Consider the following 20,173-nt stretch of genomic DNA (forward strand, 5'->3'; position numbering starts at 1 on the left):
TCCCTCATATTGATCAATTACATCAAGATTGACGTCAATAAGAATAGGTCCGATCTAATCAGATAGTCAAAGGAGAACGATGATGAAAAGTGGTCTTGAAGACGTCATTGCCGCAGAAACCAAGCTGTCTGACGTCGATGGCGCGGCCGGTCGTCTGATCATCCGCGGCGTGTCGCTGGATGATCTGGTGGCGACGAGCCGCTTCGAGGATGTTGCGGCGCTGTTGCTGGATGGCCTGTTCGATGAACATGTCGATGCAGCCGCCATCTGCACGCAGCTCGGTGTAGGCCGCCTTGCGCTCTTTGCGTATGTGCAGGCTGCCGATGCCGCTGTGCTCGCCCTGCCGCCGGTCGATGCTGTGCGTGCTTTGCTGGCGCGCCTCGGCGACGGCGAGGACTTTGCGACGGCGATCCGCTTGATGGCAGCGCCGGCTGTATTCCTGCCGGCCGTATTGCGATTGCAGCGGGGTGAAACGCCGATCGAGCCGGATGCGTCGCTTTCACAATCGGCTGATATCCTGCGCATGCTGACGGGGCGTGTGCCGACAGCGGAGCAGACGGCGGGCCTGGATGCCTATCTGGTGACGATTTCCGATCATGGCCTCAACGCATCGACCTTCGCAGCGCGCGTCATTGCCTCGACCCATGCGGGCCTGACCTCCTCCGTGCTTGCGGCAATCAGCGCCCTCAAGGGTCCTCTGCACGGCGGCGCCCCCGGCCCGGTGCTGGATATGCTCGACGCTGTCGGCAAGCCCGAAAACGCCCGCGGATGGCTGTCGCAGGCGCTCGATCACGGCGAGCGGCTGATGGGTTTCGGCCACCGCATCTATCGCGTCCGCGATCCGCGCGCCGATGCCCTGAAGACGGCACTGAAGCCGATCTTTGCCAGCGGACAGGCGGATGCGGCACGCATCGCCTTGGCGGAAGCGATCGAGGCGGCGGCACTCGCGCTTTTGAAGGAGCGCAAGCCGGATCGGCCCCTGGACGTCAATGTCGAATATTATACCGCCCTACTGCTCGATGCGCTCGGCTTCCCGCGCAATTCCTTTACCGGCGTCTTCGCAATCGGCCGCACGGTCGGCTGGATCGCCCATGCGCGCGAACAGACGCTCGACGGCCGTCTGATCCGCCCGCAGTCGCGCTATGTCGGCCCCTTGCCGAAAGCGGCATAAGTTAGAATTAGCGGTTCCAATGAATGCTCAGGCGGCCGCTGATTGACGCGGCCGCATCATGCCCTCGCGGATGTAGCGGGCAAGCTCCAGCGTCTGCGGCGTTGCGTTCCCCTTGGGCAAATGCAGGTTGATCGCAAAGACCGGCAGTTCTGGCAGCCCTTGCTCGACCGTGAGGATATCGAGATCGGCCGGAACGGTGGAGGCTAGCCACGCGGTGACAGCCAGATCCGTACGCACCGTCGCCGTGGTCGCCTCGATATTGCCGTTCTCGAAGACCGTCCGCCAGCGACGCCCGTCATTGCCGAGGGCCGCAAAGACCGATGGGCGAAAGGCGCAGGTGTCGGCCACCATCGAGATCGGCAAAGGCACCTTGCGATGGGCATTTCCCGCCCTCGCGCCTACCCAGACAAGCCGCTCGACGCTGAGGCATTCGCCTTGTGATGGGCCGAACGGTTCTTCTACCACACAGAGGTCGACGGTTCCTTTTCCCAGTTCTTCCAGCAGTTCCGGCGACGAGGCGCAGACCAGCGAAATCTCCACTTGCGGATGACGCTCGGCGTAAGACCTCAGTACGGGCGCCAGTGTTGCTCCCACGAGATCGTAGGGAACGCCGAGCCGGACACTGCCGCGAACGCTCCTCTCCGTCATGTCGTCCCAGATCTGGTCATTCAACGCCAGCAGGCGGCGGGCATTGCCGAGCAATCGTTCACCCGCTTCCGTCAGCCGCAATCCGCGCCTGTCCCGTTCGAATAGGGTACAATCAAGCATCTCCTCCAGCCGCTTGATCTGCTGGCTGACGGCGCCCTGGGTCATATGCAGCACATTGGCGGCAATCGTCATGCTGCCCTTGTCGGCAACGGCGGCAAAGGTTCGGATAAGGGCTATATCGAAGTTCCGGATCATGGTTCGCATTATAAATGCTAATGCTGCGATCCTTCAATATTCGTTTTGCTGATGAAGACCGTTTCTCTATCCCTCCTCTCAAAATCGAGAAAGGCTGGAGATGACTGTAGAAACCCTGTTGCCGCTGATCCTCTTCGCATTGGTTTCGACCATAACGCCGGGAGGTGCCACGACGCTCGCAACCGCATCCGGCGCGCATTTCGGCTTTCGCCGGTCGATACCGGTCATGGCCGGCTTCGCAGTCGGCCTTGGCTCCATGGCTGGAGCGACGGCCGCGGGGCTTGGCGGCGTATTGCAGGCCCTGCCGATGCTGCAGATTGGCATGAAGACGTTCGGTTCCCTCTACCTGATCTGGCTTGCCATCCGGATCGGCGGGAGCGGCCCGCCGAGCATGTCAGGCCAGATGGCGAGGCCTACCGGGTTTATCGCCGGTCTCTGGATGCTCTGGCACAATCCGAAGGGCTGGGCGATGACCATGGGCGCTGCCGCTTCTTTCGCCGCGCTGGCGGAAAACCCCGTCAAACTAGCGACCCTGCTCGGCGCGACCTTCTGCCTGGTCGCTGCCTTCTCGCTTACCGTCTGGTGCATTCTCGGACAAATGCTCGGGCGCCTATTGAAAACGGCATGGCAGTGGCGCGCCGTCAATGTCTCCCTCGCCTGCCTCCTGGTGATTTCGATCATTCCGATGTGGCGTGAATGAAAGCTAAAGCAATTCCAGGAAAAGTGCGCAGCGGGTTTTCCGTCCGGAATTGCGGGAAAACAAAAAAATAGAGCGGTTCAGATATTCCGTGAAAAGCTGAACCGCTCTAACACGCAGATCGGCATTAATCACGTTCGGCTGCGCCAGAGCCATATGGTCAATGTCCCGGCGCGGCCACGCAAGCTTGTTTGGATCGGGCCGTCGAGGCTCCCTTCCCTGAAGGGAGTGCTGTCCCGACCGGCGGAGAGCAACAGCTCGTCGCTGACGGCGATCTCGGCGCGCTTGCTGGCGGCGACCTCCATCAGACGGCTGGCGACGTTGACCGTGTCGCCGGTTGCCGTGATCTGCTGGCGCCCGCCACCGCCGAGCCTCGAGGCGACGATGGTGCCGAAATGCGCGCCGATCTTGAAGCCGATGCGTGACGCGACCGTCTCCGGCAGAGCCGAGAGCCAGCCTCGCATCCGCCCGGCTAGACGAATGCAACAGCGCGCCGCATCGGCGGGGTCGCTCGGTTTCGGCTGCGGCAGGCCGAAAAGGATCATCGCTCCATCCCCCATGAAGCTGGTGATGGCGCCGCCGCATGCAGTCACCTCCTCGTCGACGAGGTTATAGAAGCCGTTCAGCAGTTCCCGCACGGCAGCCGGGCCGATCGTTTCGCTGAGACCCGTGAAACCGTTGATATCGATGAAGACGACGGCAGCTTGCTGATGCACCGGGCTTGCGAGGAAATCGGGATCACGCGCAAGATGTTCGGCAAGACCGGGCGCCTCGATGCGCTGCAGGAGCTCACTTTGCTCGGCGAAGCGCGTGGCCCGCCTGCGGTCGAACCAGAGCTGCGCCGCGCCAAACAGCAGCGCCGGAGGTACGCTCGCGGCAATCGGCAGGGCGGCACTCAGCCAGATCCCATGCTTGAAGGCGCTGAGATTGACCGCGAACCAGATAAGCACGGCGCCGAGAGCTGTTATCAGGCCGATGGTGCTGCGCTGCCAGGAGAGAAGGCCGACCACGAGCAGCGGTAAGCCGATGGCGAAATAGAGGTCGATGAACCGAATGTTGCGGTCGCGTACCAGGCCGTCTCCGGCAATCAGATGCGTGATCGAAGTGGAGATAACCTCGACACCCGGCAGGACGGGATCGAAGGGCGTTGGAAAGACATCGCCGCCGCCGGTAACGGTTGCGCCGATGACGACGACATGATCCCTGATCGCAGCTTCCGGCAATTGCCCGTTAAGCGCCGCGCTGGCGCTGATGGTGCGGATCGTGCCGCGCGGACCGTAGAACGAGAGCGGCAAGAGATAGCCGGTATCGGTCTGGATGGACCGGTCACCGATCTTGATACGATCGGAGATGACGGTTGTCTGCTCATCGGTTGCGGCGGAAACGACGCGCAGCGAAAAGGATGGCTCGATCCGCTCGCCGCTGCGAAACAGCATCGGAACGAAACGCGGCGTTCCCGCCTTGTCGGTCTGCACATTGACGACACCATAGCTTGCGGCGTCGGCGAATCGCTGTTGCGGTTCGAGGAATTGCAGCGCGCTGGGCACGCGGGCGAGAGGTTCCTTGCTGTCGTCAACGACGCGCTGTCGGCTTTCGGGAAAGATGCCGGCCGCGGCCAGCACGACTTTCGTTCGCTTCAGCGATTGCTCCAATGCGGAATCGCCCGCCTCGTCGCCGGGATCGACCAGAAGCAGATCGAGCGCGATGGCTTTCGGCCCCAACGCGCCGATGGCATCGATGATCTTGGCGAGCGTGGTCCGTGGCAAGGGATAGTGCCCCGCCACACGCGACGTATCGTCGTCTATGGCAACGATGGTGACGAGATCGGGTGGTTGGTGGCTGCCGCCGAGTGTATTGCGGAGGTTCGTCAGCGTCGCTTCGGCGTTGTCGACAAAGGGAATGTCACCGTGCAGATGCGCGATGCCAAGGCCCAATCCCCAGACGGCAGTCAAGAGAAGCGCAATCAGCGTCTGCACCGGTGGTCTGCGCATGGCGTCGCGATCTCACTGGCCGAGGCGAGCCATCAAAGCGTTTATGCGCGGCTGTCCCCATTGGGTGACATGCAATGGGGAGCGGCTGCGGTCGGCATCGACGCCTTGCCCTCGCCCCAGCGTAACCCCCTGCCCGGTCGATACCTTGTTGACCGCGACCCGGCCGCGCAAGACAAGCACGGATGTATTGGCTCGCTTCACGTCGACCGCCCATCGCGTGCCGCGCACGGCGGCGATTGCCTGTGGCGTCACCACTTCGAATCCGCCCGGAACGCGACCGGCATCCACATCGATCAACGCTGCCTTGCTGTCGAGCACCAGGGCATCCACGCGGCCATCACGGTTCCGGTCCGCAAGCCGGTAGTGCGCGCCGCGCTCGACGGTGATGCTAAGTCCAGCTTCGCAATTCAACGTCTGGCGTTCGGCGCTGACAGCGGGCCGCAACGGACAATTCGCAAAGGTTTGCGCGGAAGCGGTGCCGGCGCTGATGATACACAGGGTACCTGCCGCCAGCGCCAGGCTGCGAATATTGCTTGCATAGATCATGATTGTGACCCCTCATCGCATAGATAACTGGAGCCGCGGACGGCGATTTCCAGTCACGGCATGCTCGATCCCTGCGGGCGATGATGCGTCATGAGCGATTGATCTGCAAGTTGTCGTAGCCTCTGGCTTTGTAGAGCACGGTTGAAATCAGCCAGCTCAGCAGGAAAATGCCGACGACGGCGAAGCCGAAATTGGCAAGATTGTCGTTAAGCTCGCCGATGAAACTCCAGAAACCGCCTTCAAGACCGAGCTTGTCGGAGATCAGCCCCAGCGCCTCGATGCCGCCGATAAAGATGGCGACGACAACGGAAGCGGCCGTGATCGTCAGATTGTACCAGAGCTTGCGCACCGGCTTGACGAAGGCCCAGCCATAGGCGCCGGTCATGAGCGTGCTGTCGAGCGTATCCATCAGCGACATGCCGGCGGTGAAGAGTGCCGGGAAGACGAGGATGGTCCAGAAGGACATGCCCTGCGCGGCTTGAGCTGCGGAAATGCCGAGAAGCCCGATTTCCGTCGCGGTATCGAAGCCGAGGCCGAAGAGAAAGCCGATCGGATACATGTGCCACGAGCGGGTAACCACCTTGAACATCGGCCGGAAGATGCGCGCCAGAAAACCGCCGCCGGCAAGCAGCGTATCCAGATCTTCGTCCGCGATCCTCTCGCCCCGCTGCGCCCGCCTGAAGGCGGACCATACGCCCCTGAGGACAAAGAGATTGGCAACGCCGATCAGCAGCAGGAAGACGGCCGATACCGTCGTGCCGATGACGCCGCCGATGTCGTGGAAGGAATCGAGCTGGCTCTGCATGGCGGCCGCAGTCGCCGCAATCAGGATCGAGGCGATCACCACGATCGAGGAATGGCCGAGCGAGAAGAAGAAGCCGACCGCATAGGGTTGCTTCTTTTCCTGAATGAGCTTGCGCACGACGTTATCGATCGCGGCGATGTGATCGGCATCGAAGGCGTGGCGAAGCCCGAACATGTAGGCAAGAAGCGCAATGCCCAGCAGCGACGGCTTGTCGGCGAAGGCGACCCAGGCCCAGATCCATGCGGCAATGTTGAATGCTATCAGCAATGCGAAGGTGACGGCGATCTTGGCCTTCGGCCTTTCCGCGCGATCGTCAAATGGATTGAGGATCATACTTTTGTTCCCGTTATGCTTACTGGCAAAGTGCCACGGAAACGAAAGCGGCGCGACAGTCAAATGACGTAGGTGCCGAAATTTTTCGCAGTGTCATAAAAATGAGCAAACCCGGCATGGCCGGGTCAGCTCCATGCCTGATTAGCCTCTTTCGAAAGGGTGGCCCTCATCGGCCCAGCCGGTCATGCCGCCGATCATGACCTTCACGCGCTTGCCGAGCGAGCCCAGCCGCCAAGCCGCCTTGTCAGTGCCGTTGCAATGCGGCCCGGCGCAATAAACGACGAATAGCGTATCCTCAGGCCATTCCGCCATCTTCCGCGCGGTCATCTTGCCGTGCGGCAGGTTGATCGCGCCGGGAATATGCTGCTCCTGGAACAGGGCCGGACCGCGAACATCGATCAGCACGAAATCCACATTGCCTGATGTCATGGCCTGGCGCACGTCTGAGCAATCGGTCTCGAAAGCGAGTCTACGGGCATAGTGTTCCGCAACGAGGTTCGAGGCGGCTGCGGGGATTTCACTGATTAGGGACATGGAACGCTCCTTCTTGGTTCGGTGCATTCATGCCCGAGCGATCCCGGAGTTGAAATTGGCCGAAATGCCATATAACGTCAACATCATGCCAAACTCCGATAGCCCAAATCTTCTCGGCCCGCATGTCGTCACCCTCGTCTATGACGGGCTGTGCACCTTCGAATTCGGCGTCGCCTATGAAATCTTCGGCCTGCCGCGGCCGGAGATGGGCGATAATTGGTATCGCTTTTCCGCCTGCGCGATCGAGGACGGCCCGCTTCGCGCCGCCGGCGGGCTCACGGTACAGGTTGATTATGGGCTCGAGGTCATTGCCGATGCCGATCTGATCGTCGTCCCCGGCTGGCGCGGGATCGGGACGCCTGTCCCCGCCCCCTTGGTTGCCGAGCTGCAAGCGGCCAGCCGCCGTGGCGTGCGCGTCATGTCGCTATGTTCCGGCGTCGCGGTCCTCGCCGCCGCCGGATTGCTCGCTGGCCGAAAGGCGACCACGCATTGGCGCTACGTCGATTCCATCGCCGCGCGTTACCCGGATATATCAGTCGATGCCGATGTGCTCTATGTCGAGGAAGACAACGTGCTGACAGCCGCCGGCAGTGCCGCCGCCATCGATCTCTGCCTGCATGTCGTGCGGCGGGATTTCGGGCCGGACGCTGCCAACAGCGTCGCCCGCCGTCTCGTGGTGCCGCCTCACCGCGAAGGCGGCCAGGCGCAGTATATCGAGACCCCGGTTCTGCGACAGCGAGAGGGAGCACGCTTGGGTCCCTTGCTCGAATGGATGCGCGAGCACGTGCAGGAGGATCAGCCCATTGCTGCGCTTGCGGCGCGGGCCGGCATGAGTGTGCGGACCTTCCAGCGCCGCTTCGAGGCGACCACCGGCATGGCGCCGGGAGAATGGCTACTCAGCGAGCGGCTGCGGCGCGCCCGCGATCTGCTCGAAAAACAAACAGCCATCTCGTTGGACGATGTGGCGGTGGCAAGCGGATTTGGATCGCTCGCCACCATGCGCCATCATTTTCGGGAGAGGCTTGCGGTCAGTCCGAGCGACTACCGCAAGCGGTTCGCCGCTCTTACACCAGACGGCTCTGTTCCGTTGCGGCTTCGATGAAGCTGGAGAACAGCGGATGCGGTTCCAGCGGCCGCGACTTCAGCTCGGGATGATACTGGACGCCGATGAACCACGGATGATCCGCATATTCGACCGTCTCAGGCAGGACGCCATCCGGTGACATGCCGGAGAAGGTCAGGCCGCAATCTTCCAGCCGGTCCTTGTAGTCGACATTGACCTCGTAGCGGTGACGATGGCGCTCCGAAATATCGGTGGAACCATAGATTTCGGAAATCTTCGTGCCCTTCTTCAGCGCCGCCTTGTAGGCGCCGAGACGCATGGTGCCGCCGAGATCGCCGGATTTTGTGCGCTTCTGTAGCTCATTGCCCTTCAGCCATTCGGTCATCAGGCCGACGACCGGTTCCGGCGTCGGTCCGAACTCGGTCGACGAGGCATGTTCGACACCGGCCAGATTGCGGGCCGCTTCAATGACAGCCATCTGCATGCCGAAGCAGATGCCGAAATACGGCACCTTGCGCTCGCGTGCGAAGCGGGCAGCCAGGATCTTGCCTTCCGAACCGCGCTCGCCGAAGCCGCCCGGCACGAGAATGCCATGAACCTTTTCGAGATAAGGCGCCGGATCTTCCTTTTCGAAGACTTCCGACTCGATCCATTCGAGCTTGACCTTGACCCGGTTGGCGATGCCGCCGTGATGAAGCGCCTCGATCAGCGACTTATAGGCATCCTTGAGGCCGGTATACTTGCCGACGATGGCAATGGTCACCTCGCCTTCCGGCGTGCGGATGCGGTTGCAGACTTCTTCCCACTGATCGAGACGCGGCTTGGGCGCCGGCTCGATGCCGAAGGCATCAAGCACTTCGTTATCGAGGCCTTCCTTGTGGTAGGCCATCGGCACGTCGTAGATGTTGGCGACGTCGAGCGCCTGGATGACGGCCGAAGGACGGACGTTGCAGAACAGCGAAAGTTTGCGGCGTTCGGCTTCCGGGATCTCGCGATCCGCGCGCACGAGCAGGATGTCCGGGTGAATGCCGAGAGCCTGCAGTTCCTTGACGGAATGCTGCGTCGGCTTGGTCTTCAGCTCGCCGGCGGCCGGAATGTAAGGCATCAGCGTCAGGTGGACATAGATCGCCGTGCCGCGCGGCAGGTCGTTGCCGAGCTGGCGGATCGCTTCCATGAAGGGCATGGCTTCGATATCGCCGACGGTGCCGCCGATCTCGCAGATGACGAAATCATAATCGTCATTGCCCTCGATAACGAAATCCTTGATCTCGTTGGTGACGTGCGGAATGACCTGGACGGTGGCGCCCAGATAGTCGCCGCGGCGTTCCTTGTCGATGATGTTCTTGTAGATGCGACCGGTGGTGATGTTATCGGTCTTGGTGGCCGAGCGGCCGGTGAAGCGCTCGTAGTGGCCGAGATCGAGGTCGGTTTCCGCACCGTCGTCGGTGACGAAGACCTCGCCGTGCTGGGTCGGGCTCATCGTGCCCGGGTCCACGTTCAGATAGGGGTCGAGTTTGCGCAGGCGGACTCGATAACCACGAGCCTGCAACAACGCTCCGAGAGCCGCGGCCGCAATTCCTTTTCCGAGGGAAGAAACCACGCCGCCAGTGATGAATACATATCGCGCCATGGGAGTCACCGGATACCTTTTCACAAATGATTCCGCTAGCCCTAAAATTCGTTTCCGGAATTTTGGCTACAGAACGCGGAATATGGACAAAACAAAACCGGCAGATCCAAGGACCTGCCGGGGATGATCTTCGGCGACCGGAATTACTTACCGGTCGGCACGCCGCCGTTTTCGGCCGGCGCAGGAGTTGTCGTCGCCGGCGCGGTCTGCTGACCGGTTGCGGCCGGAGTCTCCTGCTGTGCAGGCGCCGTAGCGGCGGGCTGGTTCGTCGTTGCAGGCGGCGTCGCTTGCGACTGCGGAGCGACGGCGCCGCTGTTCGGAACGCCGCTATTGTCGGCCGGCTTCGGCTGGGTGGTTGCCGGCGCCGGGCTTTTCTGGCCGCCGAGCGAATCGAGAATGCCGTTGCCCTGACCCGCCGTGCCCGGGATACGGTTGAGAATGTCGGTCGGGCGAGCTTCGAAACGCGAAAGCACGTTCATGCCGAGCGCGAGCGCGAAGAACAGCGCTGCCAGAATGGCCGTGGTGCGCGTCAGCGCGTTGGCCGTACCGCGTGCAGACATGAAGCCCGATCCGCCGCCGATGCCGAGGCCGCCACCTTCGGAGCGCTGAATCAGCACAACGCCAATAAGGGCGACGACGATCATGAGATAGATAACAAGCAGTACGGTTTGCATGGATCCAGTCCTGCCCGCTGGCGGGCATCAAAAAGAAAAGCTCGCGGCTCTTTACATGAGGCTCTCGCCTATTCCAAGCCCCTTTAAGGCTGGAATACCAGGCAAGTTGTTGCTTCAGGCGAGCTGCCGTTCGAATGCGGCATAAATGGCGAGGAAGTCGACCGCTTTCAAGCTCTGCCCGCCGACAAGGACGCCGTTGACATGGGGAATGTCCAGAAGGTCGCGCGCATTGGCGCCGCTGACCGATCCGCCATAGAGGATTCGCATGTTCGCCCCTTCCCTGCCGAAGCGCTCGATGAGTTCGATACGGATGAAGGCATGCGCCTCCTCCACGTTTTCGCGGGTCGGCACCACGCCGGTACCGATCGCCCAGACCGGCTCATAGGCGATGACCGTCGTCCCCGCCGTAGAGCCATCCGGAATGGAGCCGATGAGTTCCCGCTTCAGCACATCGAGCGTCTGACCGCTGTTGCGCTCATAGGCGGTCTCGCCGATGCAGATGATGGCGATGAGCCCCGCATCGTGCGCCGCCTGGGCCTTGGCCCGCACCAGCATGTCGCTTTCCGCGTGGTTCCTGCGGCGTTCGGAATGACCGACGATGACATGGGTGCCGAAGCAGTCCGCAATCATCTCGGCGGAAATATCGCCGGTATGGGCACCGCTGACCTGTTGATGGCAATCCTGGGCGCCGATCGCAAGCGGACTGTCGTCGCAAAGTGCGGTCGCGACATAGAGCAATGTGGCCGGGGGGCAGAGCAGCGTATCGATTTTCTCAGACAACGGCGCCTTGACGCCATCCGCGATCGCCTTGATCTGGTCCAGGCTCGCGCGCGTCCCGTTCATCTTCCAGTTTCCGGCCAGAAGCGGCCGCATGGTCTTCGTCATTCCGGTTGTCTCCCCCTTATTCCATCAGTCGGACTAACAAAAAGGAGGAGGAAAGGAAAGTTATCGAATGTGGTCGAAACCAGTTCAAATCGTTTGAAAAAATGCTTACCCGGAAAATAATTCGAATTGCCGGAGCGTTTTACGACGCCTGCGGATCGGCGATCCAGTTGAGCACCTTGCGCCAATCGGTCATGCGCACGGGTGTTCCATGGTTGCCGGTTTCGAAAAGTGTGAAGCGCGTCGGGTAATGCGCCTTGTAGAGTTTCTCGAACAGTGCCTGCTGGTCCGCCGCGGCATAGACCGGGTCCTTGCTGCCATGCGTGAACCAGAGCGGCAGCCTTGCCTTGTAGAAGGCGCTCTTGGTGAAATCCGGATCGGTGACCCCGCTCAGGATCGCCATGCCCTTCAGGCGCTTGACGCTTTCGGCATCGCGGGTGATGCCCCAGCAGATGAAGCTGCCCATGGAGGCGCAGGTGAGGATGACGGGCTTGCCGGCCGACTGTTCGTAGGAATAGCGGATCAGCGCGGCGATGTCGGCGACCCCGTTGCTGTCGAAACCTTTGACGCTTGGCGCATAATAGGTGCCGCCATTGCGGTAGGCGAGGTTTTTCAGCCGGTTGAAATTGCCGCCGAACGTATAATCGTTGGAGCCGAGCCGGCGGTCGCCGCCGCGGCCGTGGATGAAGATGACGGTAAAGGCCTGTTTCGAAGCCGGACCTATACGGGTGACGTCGACCTTGCGGTCACCGAGCTGCAAGGTCTCGTCTTCCTGCGCTTTCCAGCGCACGCCCGTGTCGATGTAGGGCGGCTTGACGCGCTTTTCCGGGATTTGGTCGCGGCCGTTGATATCACGCACTTCCTGGTAATCGATCGTCTGGAAAGCGCCATTGTCGTGGTTCTCGATGACGGTCTGGTTGGAAAACAGCTCATCCTTGAAGGGCTTCAGCATGTCGGCAGAGGCGCCTTGGGCGGCCGCCAGAAGCAGAATGCCCGAAACTACGGACAAGACAGGCAAATGAACTGTGGACATTGGCATGCGGATACTTCCTCCGATCGGCCATCGGGCTTGCCATTCGTCACCCGCCGACGCAAATCTCTTTATAAATCGGCCCCGTCGTGGGGCGCCATCGCTCTTGTGTGCCGTTTCTGGCAGAATCACCGTGATTCGCGAATACCGGCGACAAATGCGATAATAAAAGGGGTCTGGCCCCACCAGAACAAATCTGAGCAGCTTGAAGTTCTATGGATAACAGCAACGATCTCTTCTCCGGACTACCCCGTTCCCCGAAGCCGGAGGCAGCGGAAAAGCCTGACGTGAAGGTTGAAAAGCCCGCACCGGCGCAGCGCGCAGCACCGGCGACCTCTTCCGCGGAAGAATATGGCGCAAGCTCCATCCGCGTTCTGGAAGGACTCGAACCGGTCCGCATGCGTCCCGGCATGTATATCGGCGGCACGGACGAAAAGGCGTTGCATCACCTTTTCGCCGAAGTCATCGATAACGCCATGGACGAAGCCGTGGCCGGTCACGCCAATTTCATCGAGGTCTACCTCGATCGGCAGGGATATCTGACCGTCACGGACAATGGTCGCGGCATTCCTGTGGAAAACCATCCGCAAGTGCCCGGCAAGTCGACGCTCGAAGTCATCATGACCAAGCTGCACGCCGGCGGCAAGTTCGACGGCAAGGCCTACGAGACGTCGGGCGGTCTGCACGGCGTCGGCGTTTCCGTCGTCAATGCGCTGTCGGATGATCTGGAGGTCGAGGTTGCCCGCAACCGCAAGCTCTATCGCCAGCGATTTTCGCGCGGCCTGCCGGTCGGCGGCCTCGAAGAGCTGGGCGATGTGCATAACCGGCGCGGCACGCGTGTCCGCTTCCATCCAGATCCGCAGATCTTCGGCGATCACGCCCGCTTCGATCCGGCCCGCGTGTTCCGCATGGCCCGTTCGAAGGCCTATCTGTTCGGCGGCGTCGAGATCCGCTGGGCTTGCGATCCGGAGCTGGCGCCCGAAGGCGCCGACGTTCCGGAAAAGGCGGTCTTCCACTTTCCGGGCGGCCTGAAGGACTACCTCAAGGCGACGATGGGCAACGAGTTCACCGTCACCCGCGAGATATTCGCCGGCAAGTCGGAGAAGGAAAGCGGCCACGGTTCGCTCGAATGGGCGATCACCTGGTATGGCGGCGACCCGCAGGTCCACTCCTACTGCAACACGATTCCGACGCCTGAAGGCGGCACGCACGAAGCCGGCTTCCGCATCGCCCTCACCAAGGGACTGAAGAACTACGCCGACCTCACCCAGAACAAGCGCGCGGCCAATATCACGACCGACGACGTGATGATTTCGGGCGTCGGCATGCTGTCGATCTTCATCCGCGAACCGGAGTTCGTCGGCCAGACGAAGGACAGGCTTGCGACGGTCGAAGCGCAGCGCATTGTCGAAAACGCCCTGCGCGATCCCTTCGATCACTATCTCACCGACAATCCGGGCGAAGCCGAAAAACTGCTGGAATGGGTGATCGAGCGCTCGGAAGAGCGCATGCGCCGCCGCAAGGAAAAGGAAGTTAACCGCAAGACCGCCGTGCGCAAGCTGCGCCTGCCCGGCAAGCTGGCGGATTGCTCGCAAAGCGCCGCCGCTGGCGCCGAACTCTTTCTCGTCGAGGGCGATTCGGCAGGTGGCTCGGCCAAGCAGGCGCGAAACCGCATGAATCAGGCGATCCTGCCGCTGCGCGGCAAGATCCTCAACGTTGCCAGCGCGGGGCGCGAAAAGCTGTCCGCCAACCAGCAGATCACCGACCTCGTCCAGGCGCTCGGCTGCGGCACGCGCTCGAAATATCGGGAAGAAGATCTTCGCTATCACCGCATCGTCGTGATGACCGATGCCGACGTCGACGGCGCCCACATTGCCTCGCTGCTGATCACCTTCTTCTATCAGGAGATGCCGGAGCTGATCCGTCAGGGCCATCTCTTCCTGGCCGTGCCGCCGCTCTACAAGATCACGCAGGGTTCGAAATCCATCTACGCCCGCGACGACGCCCATCGTCTCGAGCTGATGGAGACGGAATTCAAGGGCAGAGGCAAGGTCGAGATCAGCCGCTTCAAAGGCCTGGGCGAAATGCTGCCGGCCCAGCTCAAGGAAACGACGATGGACCCGTCCAAGCGCACCTTGCTGCGCGTCGAGATCGACGAGGTGGATTTCGAAGGCACGCGCGATGCCGTCGATAATCTGATGGGCACCAAGGCCGAGGCGCGCTTCCGCTTCATTCAGGAACGGGCGGCTTTTGCCGAGGCTCTGGATATCTGACGGTAGACCAATCGTCGGTTGCCGCGACGAACGGGCTTCGCGACATTTTTACCGGATTGTCTGATATCCGTTACGAAGACGTCATGAGTGGATGTGTAGATGGCGGCATTGCTCGAATGCCGCCATTTCATCATTCGGATTGACGATTTCGCCATGTTGAAGCCATTTCTGACGACCGCCGCCGTTCTCCTCTTCAGCCATGCCGCCCATGCGCTGGATATCGGGACCACCATCGACGTTCCCTGCCCCTTCGGCGACTGCAAGGCCGGCATCGGCCTTTCCTATCTCGGCACTTACGATATTCCGACGGGCTTCATGGAAAACGGCGTGGAAGTCGGCGGGCTCTCGGGCATCGACTTCGATCCCTCCACCGGCCGCTACATCGCAATCAGCGACGACCGCTCCGAAAAGGCGCCCGCCCGCTTCTACGACCTCGATATTGATGTCGACGCCAGCGGCCTGAAGGGTGTCGCTGTGGTCGATCACGTCACGCTGAAGGACAAGGACGGCCAGCCTTTTGCGATCAAGAAAGTGGATGGCGAATCCATCCGCCTGGGCAAGGATGGCATCTATTGGAGCAGCGAAGGCGACGGCAAGGCGCTGCTACCGCCCTTCGTGCGCGTCGCCAATCGCGACGGCAGCTTCGTCCGCGAATTCTCATTGCCGGATGGTTTTGCCCCGATGGCCGACAAGCATACGGGGATTCGCGACAATCTCGCCTTTGAAGGCCTGACCTTCCTCTCAGGCGGCGACCTTCTCGTTAACACCGAATCTGCGCTCTATCAGGATGGGCCGGTCACGACGCTGACCAACGGCGCACTCGCGCGCATCATTCGGTATGACGCTGCGACCGGCATGCCGAAGGCGCAATATGCCTATCCGGTCTCGCCGATTCCGCAGACACCCTCCACCGCGAGTGGCTGGAACGACTTCGGCCTGTCCGAGATCCTGGCGCTCGACGACCGCCACCTGCTTTCGATCGAGCGCGGCTACGCGCAGGGCGTCGGCAATTCGGTCGTCATCAACATGTTCGATCTCGACGGCGCCACCGATATCTCGAATATCCCGTCGCTCATGGCCACCGATCAACGGATCGTGCCGGTGCGCAAGACGGAGATCATGGATTTGCGCGCGCTCGGCCTTGCTCCCGACAATATCGAAGGCGTGACTTTCGGTAAGTCCAGGGACGGTACCGACGTGCTGATCTTCGTCGCCGACAACAATTTCAACTCGACGCAAAAGACGCAGTTTTTCGCGTTCAAGGTGATCCGTCGCCCCTCGTGACACCTTGCTCCGGCCGCGAGCCGATCGTCTTCCAGTCGTCTTAATGTCATGCCCGCATAATAAAGAGGCTTTCAGGCTGTTGCTCTTGAAACAGCCAAGATCATACCCCATAACCGGGTGATCTAGTAAAAAGGGGCGAAGTAAGTCCGGTGGGTGTATTTGAACGTCATAAGCCGAAGGAGCATCGGTGGCTGGGGCCGAGCGCGCATGCGCGCATGCCTTTGATACCATCCATTTCCGCGGCGCGCTGGCTGCTGATCCTGATTGCCATCGCCGGCATTTATTTCTTCTACGGATTTCTCGTTCCAGTCCTCGCAGCGGCTGTTATCGGCTTCGCCACCTGGCCGCTTTACAGCGATGTGGTGCGCCGGACGGGCGGAAACACGACGCTTGCGGCCACCATCGCCCTCGTGTTCATCGTGACCTTTCTCGTCCTGCCGATCGTCCTTTCCGCCATTTATATGGCCGGCGAGGTACGCGAATGGTTCGGCTGGGCCGTGCATGTCAACCGTGACGGTGCGGCGCCGCCGCAATGGATTCTGGCCTTGCCTGTCATAGGCTCGTGGCTCGGCGAACAATGGACGCAATATGTCGGCAGCCCCGGCTCGCTCGGCGAACTGGCGCAGCTCGTGAGCGGCGCGCATATCGGCAATATCTATCGCGCGGTGCTCGCGGCCGGCGGCGGGGCGTTCCATGTCATCCTGACCCTGCTGTTCATGCTGATCGCGCTGTTTTTCATCTATCGCGACGGCGCGACATTCGTTCGCCAGGTCGATCTGCTCGGCGAGCGCATCCTGCCCAACCGCTGGGAACGGATTTCCCGGGTTGTTCCCGCGACCATCAGCTCGACCGTCATGGGCATGACGCTGATTGCCATTGGTGAAGGTATCGTTCTCGGCGTGGCCTATTGGATCGCCGGCGCTCCCTCCGCCATCACGCTCGGCGTCCTTACAGGCGTCATGGCCCTGGTGCCGGGTGGCGCTCCGCTGTCGATGTCGCTCGTTTCCATCTATCTCGTCGCGAGCGGCTCGCTTTGGGCGGGCGTTGGCCTCTTCCTCTGGGGCACGATCGAGCTCTTCATCGTTGACAAGACCCTTCGCCCGAAGCTCGTCGGCGGCCCCATCAAGCTGCCCTTCCTGCCGACTTTTTTCGGTCTCGTAGGCGGCGTGAAAACCATGGGCTTTCTCGGCCTCTTCATCGGGCCTGTCCTGATGGCGATCATGGTCGCCATCTGGCGCGAATGGATCCGCGAGGCCGAATTGACCGAGGAGCAGCAAACGCAGGAACCGGAACTGCAGTTGCATGTCCGCGACGCCGCCGAGCGCTGAGCCCTTGCCTACTTCAGCGTCAGACGCTTCTCCATGAACAGGCTGAGAGGATCCGGCCGATAGCTGCCGAAGGCAGCGATTTCGACATAACCGAACCTCCGGTAGAGGCCGATTGCTTCCGGCTGATATATTCCTGTCTCCAGCCGGATCGCTGAAAGGCTTTTTTCCAGCGCCGTCGCTTCGAGCGCTTCCATCAGCTTGCGCGCAACGCTGCGTCCCCTGGCGGCGGGATCGACGAACATGCGCTTGATCTCTGCGGTGCCATCACCGGCCTCCACCAGGGCGCAACATCCGGCGATGGCCTCCTCCACCCTTGCGACCCAGAAGGTCACATCCGGTTTCTCCAACGAAGACAGATCAAGGATATGATTGCTCTCAGGCGGATAGAGCGCTTCCGCATAGGCGCTCGACATGTCCAGAAGGCGGATGACGCCTTCCTGGCGCGGGGATTCGATGGCGATCGTCAGCGGCAAATTGAACCTCGGAAAATGAGACCCGCGCTGGATATCACGCGGCGGCGAGTGTCGCCAGAGCCGCGAAGCTGCGCGCGGCCTGTCGCCGTTCGGCATTCGCCAGCTTCTCCACCATGTCGAGTAGCTGCGTCGCGGCGGCCTGAGGCTGTTCGGCAAGGCGGAATTTGCGCATCAGCCGCGAAGAGACGTTCTCCAGCATGGCGGTGCCGTTCTCGCGGGACGCATCGCGCCAGATCAGGGTCGCCTCGACGAAGATCGTGCTGATATCCCGGGTCAGTCCGGCGCTTTCGTAAAGCGCCCGGATGGCATGGATGCGGCCCCTGGAGATGATGGAACGCACGCGCCGCTCATCGCAGCCGGAAAGATTCGTGATCGTGCAGGCGAAGAAATCGACCTTGCCGGAGCACAGCGCATGCATCAGGAAGGCTGGCGTCAGCCAGCCGCCTTGCCGCAGATGCTCGACGAGATCAGGGAGCTGCTCGTGCTGTGCCGTTCCCGCGATGGCGACGGTCGCAGATTCGGTCGCTTCGCGCGTCACCTGCTGCAGCCTGCCGCTGCCGATAAAGCTCTGGACCAGCGTCGATTCGGATAGCGCCGCGCTGATCCGGCGCATCAGCAGATGCCTGGCATCCGAAGACAGGGCGTCACGGGAAAGAAGCAGGCCGCGTATATCGGCGCAATCACCCAGGCGCTCGGCGATGCGCTTAAGCGACGCCGGCGAAAGCAACGCGCCGTCATTTTCGAGCAGGCACAGGATTTCCGCCTCCCCGCCGATCTCCGCAAGCGCCGCGCAGACAGCACGCGGCACCTGGCCTCGGGAAGCAATCAGGACCCGCGTCACATCACTGCCATGCAGCACCAGATCGACAAGATCGGCATCGGTGAATACCGGCGAAAACAGGATGATCTGCCCCGCTATTTCCGGCTGGTCCCCAGCCAGGGAGAGAATGACATTGCGTGGAGCACCGGCCGCGCGGGCAACCGCTTCGGCAAGCGCAAGCCGGACGCGCGGAGACGGATCATCGAGCAAATAGGTCATCGCCATTTCCGCGGCGGCACGCTCTTCCCTGGGCATCTCCGACTGCAGATAGGCTCTGCCGAGCGCATTGGCCGCCCGAGCCCTGCTTTCTGCCTTGGCGGTCTCAGCCCAGCGAAGGAATGCTTCTATGATCACTTAATGCCCCGATATCGGCGAGGCGATTCTTGCCCCGCAAACTCATATCCCTCACGCTATCGAGGAAAGGTTTACGGGACGTTTACCGTGCTTATTAACCTTTTGCATATCAGTGCGACGGCCCGTTCAGGGAGTCTTTGGCCGCATCATCTCGAACACGTCGCTGCCCTCGCTATAGTCCATGTAACCCATGCGCGCGACGGGCCGCGCAAGCGCCATGTCCAGCCTGCCGTCACGGATGATCGCCTCGTCGATGTGGATGCCCACGACCTGACCGATGACCATGATGTTTTCCGACACCTCGCCATTGAGACCTTTGGGCTGCAGCACCTCGGTCACGCGGCATTCAAGGACCGCAAAGGCTTCGCCCACATAGGGAGCGTCCACAAGCTTGCCAGGGTTCGCCGTCAGCCCGGCCAGCTCGAATTCGTTGACGCCATAGGGAACGGCAATCGACGAATGATTCATCTTTTCCACGATATGGCGACTGACGAGATTGGCGGTGAAAACGCCGGTTTCCTCGACATTGCGCACGCTGTCCTTTCGTCCGGCGGATGAGAACATCACCAGCTTTGGCCGGTCGCTGACCGCGTTGAAAAAGGAATAGGGGGAGAGGTTCAGCGAGCCGTCCCTGCCCTTGCTGCCGATCCAGCCGATCGGCCTTGGCGTGACGATGGCCTTGAAGGGATCATGCGCCAGCCCGTGGCGATTGCTGTCGGTCGTGTAGAACATCATGCGTCCTCCCCGCCGATCCAGCTTACCGTTTCCGACAGTTCCGGGCGCGGGCGCTCGACGGGAGGGAAGCTGGAAGAGCCGATATGAATGAAGCCGGCCACCTTCTCGCCCGGCTGGACGCCGAGTAACGGATAGGCGCGCTCATCATAGGCGAACCATTCGGTCAGCCAATTGGAAACCCAGCCATGAGCATTCGCCGCGATCAGCAGGTTCAGGCAAAGCGCGCCTGCCGACATCAGCTGCTCCCATTCCGGAATCTTGAAATGCGGCGCCGCCTTGCTGACGACGGCGATGACGACCGGAGCGCGGGTGAAGCGAGTGCGCTCGACCTGGATCATTTCCTCGGAAAGATCCGGCTTTGCCTCCAGCGCGAGTGTCAGCAATTCCTCGCCGATACGCGCCCGCTCTTCGCCGCGGTAGACAATGAAACGCCAGGGGGCAAGCTTGCCATGATCCGGCACACGCGAGGCCAGCCGGATAATCTCCTCGATCTCAGCCCTGCCCGGCCCCGGTTCCGACATTTGAAACGCGGGAATGGATCGGCGCATAGCGAGATAATCGACCAGCTTGACATCGGTTTTCATTGAGGAACTGCCTTCATTTTGGCGAGTGATAGGAGGTAGGTCTTGAATTTGCCACTGCATTGG

Annotated in this window: 19 protein-coding genes; 6 read left to right on the plus strand and 13 right to left on the minus strand. The window is 61.4% G+C overall.

From position 1 onward, the window contains the following. Positions 1 to 82: 82 nt before the first annotated feature. Positions 83 to 1,171, plus strand: a complete 1,089-nt coding sequence (locus CCGE531_RS10050; protein WP_120664024.1) for a citrate synthase/methylcitrate synthase — start codon at positions 83 to 85, stop codon at positions 1,169 to 1,171. A gap of 27 nt (positions 1,172 to 1,198) precedes the next feature. Here the strand turns inward: CCGE531_RS10050 and CCGE531_RS10055 are convergent, their stop codons facing one another. Next, positions 1,199 to 2,074 (minus strand): LysR family transcriptional regulator, encoded by an 876-nt coding sequence (locus CCGE531_RS10055; protein WP_120666687.1) that lies wholly within the window; start codon positions 2,072 to 2,074, stop codon positions 1,199 to 1,201. 100 nt (positions 2,075 to 2,174) lie between these two features. On the opposite strand from CCGE531_RS10055, the gene CCGE531_RS10060 reads away from it, so the two are divergent. Next, the gene (locus tag CCGE531_RS10060) at positions 2,175 to 2,774 is read left to right on the plus strand and encodes a LysE family translocator (protein ID WP_120664025.1); all 600 of its coding nucleotides are present in this window, start codon (positions 2,175 to 2,177) and stop codon (positions 2,772 to 2,774) included. A 128-nt stretch (positions 2,775 to 2,902) separates the two neighbouring features. Here CCGE531_RS10060 and CCGE531_RS10065 read toward each other — a convergent pair whose 3' ends face one another. From CCGE531_RS10065 to CCGE531_RS10080, 4 genes are all read right to left on the minus strand, one after another. Further along, complete coding sequence (locus tag CCGE531_RS10065) at positions 2,903 to 4,762, minus strand: adenylate/guanylate cyclase domain-containing protein (RefSeq protein ID WP_120664026.1); 1,860 nt, start codon at positions 4,760 to 4,762, stop codon at positions 2,903 to 2,905. A gap of 12 nt (positions 4,763 to 4,774) precedes the next feature. Continuing rightward, on the minus strand, positions 4,775 to 5,308 hold the full coding sequence (locus tag CCGE531_RS10070; protein WP_120664027.1) for a FecR domain-containing protein: 534 nt from the start codon (positions 5,306 to 5,308) through the stop codon (positions 4,775 to 4,777). 88 nt (positions 5,309 to 5,396) lie between these two features. Continuing rightward, positions 5,397 to 6,446: a HoxN/HupN/NixA family nickel/cobalt transporter gene (locus tag CCGE531_RS10075; protein WP_120664028.1), complete on the minus strand. Its 1,050-nt coding sequence runs from the start codon at positions 6,444 to 6,446 to the stop codon at positions 5,397 to 5,399. 141 nt (positions 6,447 to 6,587) lie between these two features. Then, positions 6,588 to 6,980, minus strand: coding sequence for a rhodanese-like domain-containing protein (locus CCGE531_RS10080; RefSeq protein ID WP_120664029.1), 393 nt, complete (start codon positions 6,978 to 6,980; stop codon positions 6,588 to 6,590). 64 nt (positions 6,981 to 7,044) lie between these two features. Between CCGE531_RS10080 and ftrA the strand changes: the two genes are divergently transcribed. Beyond that, a complete protein-coding gene (ftrA, locus tag CCGE531_RS10085; protein WP_120664030.1) occupies positions 7,045 to 8,082 on the plus strand; it encodes a transcriptional regulator FtrA in 1,038 nt (345 codons plus the stop codon). Here ftrA and CCGE531_RS10090 read toward each other — a convergent pair. The 4 genes from CCGE531_RS10090 to CCGE531_RS10105 all read right to left on the minus strand — a co-directional run bounded on the left by CCGE531_RS10090 (position 8,045) and on the right by CCGE531_RS10105 (position 12,268). Further along, positions 8,045 to 9,673, minus strand: coding sequence for a CTP synthase (locus tag CCGE531_RS10090; RefSeq protein WP_120664031.1), 1,629 nt, complete (start codon positions 9,671 to 9,673; stop codon positions 8,045 to 8,047). The genes ftrA and CCGE531_RS10090 overlap by 38 nt on opposite strands. A 143-nt stretch (positions 9,674 to 9,816) precedes the next feature. After that, positions 9,817 to 10,347: a preprotein translocase subunit SecG gene (gene secG / locus CCGE531_RS10095; RefSeq protein WP_120664032.1), complete on the minus strand. Its 531-nt coding sequence runs from the start codon at positions 10,345 to 10,347 to the stop codon at positions 9,817 to 9,819. 114 nt (positions 10,348 to 10,461) lie between these two features. Continuing rightward, positions 10,462 to 11,232 (minus strand): triose-phosphate isomerase, encoded by a 771-nt coding sequence (tpiA, locus tag CCGE531_RS10100; RefSeq protein ID WP_120664033.1) that lies wholly within the window; start codon positions 11,230 to 11,232, stop codon positions 10,462 to 10,464. A gap of 139 nt (positions 11,233 to 11,371) precedes the next feature. Beyond that, positions 11,372 to 12,268, minus strand: a complete 897-nt coding sequence (locus CCGE531_RS10105) for an alpha/beta hydrolase (RefSeq protein ID WP_120664034.1) — start codon at positions 12,266 to 12,268, stop codon at positions 11,372 to 11,374. Between the two features lie 206 nt (positions 12,269 to 12,474). Here CCGE531_RS10105 and parE point away from each other — a divergent pair, with 206 nt between their 5' ends. The 3 genes from parE (at position 12,475) to CCGE531_RS10120 (ending at position 17,144) form a co-directional block, all read left to right on the plus strand. Continuing rightward, positions 12,475 to 14,532: a DNA topoisomerase IV subunit B gene (gene parE / locus CCGE531_RS10110; RefSeq protein ID WP_120664035.1), complete on the plus strand. Its 2,058-nt coding sequence runs from the start codon at positions 12,475 to 12,477 to the stop codon at positions 14,530 to 14,532. Between the two features lie 153 nt (positions 14,533 to 14,685). After that, a complete protein-coding gene (locus CCGE531_RS10115; protein WP_120666689.1) occupies positions 14,686 to 15,816 on the plus strand; it encodes an esterase-like activity of phytase family protein in 1,131 nt (376 codons plus the stop codon). A 149-nt stretch (positions 15,817 to 15,965) separates the two neighbouring features. Next, entirely contained in the window at positions 15,966 to 17,144 is a 1,179-nt protein-coding gene (locus CCGE531_RS10120) for an AI-2E family transporter (protein ID WP_120664036.1), read from the plus strand. Between the two features lie 8 nt (positions 17,145 to 17,152). Here the strand turns inward: CCGE531_RS10120 and CCGE531_RS10125 are convergent, their stop codons facing one another. The 4 genes from CCGE531_RS10125 to CCGE531_RS10140 form a co-directional block, all read right to left on the minus strand. After that, on the minus strand, positions 17,153 to 17,617 hold the full coding sequence (locus CCGE531_RS10125) for a GNAT family N-acetyltransferase (RefSeq protein ID WP_205586481.1): 465 nt from the start codon (positions 17,615 to 17,617) through the stop codon (positions 17,153 to 17,155). Positions 17,618 to 17,651: 34 nt separating this feature from the next. After that, a complete protein-coding gene (locus CCGE531_RS10130; RefSeq protein WP_120664038.1) occupies positions 17,652 to 18,791 on the minus strand; it encodes a DUF2336 domain-containing protein in 1,140 nt (379 codons plus the stop codon). A gap of 126 nt (positions 18,792 to 18,917) precedes the next feature. After that, complete coding sequence (locus CCGE531_RS10135) at positions 18,918 to 19,523, minus strand: flavin reductase family protein (protein WP_120664039.1); 606 nt, start codon at positions 19,521 to 19,523, stop codon at positions 18,918 to 18,920. Continuing rightward, entirely contained in the window at positions 19,523 to 20,110 is a 588-nt protein-coding gene (locus CCGE531_RS10140; protein WP_120664040.1) for a nitroreductase, read from the minus strand. Before CCGE531_RS10140 ends, CCGE531_RS10135 begins: the two co-directional genes overlap by 1 nt. Between the last annotated feature and the right edge of the window lie 63 nt (positions 20,111 to 20,173).

It is taken from the genome of Rhizobium sp. CCGE531 (assembly GCF_003627795.1).
In the GTDB taxonomy this organism is placed as follows: domain Bacteria; phylum Pseudomonadota; class Alphaproteobacteria; order Rhizobiales; family Rhizobiaceae; genus Rhizobium.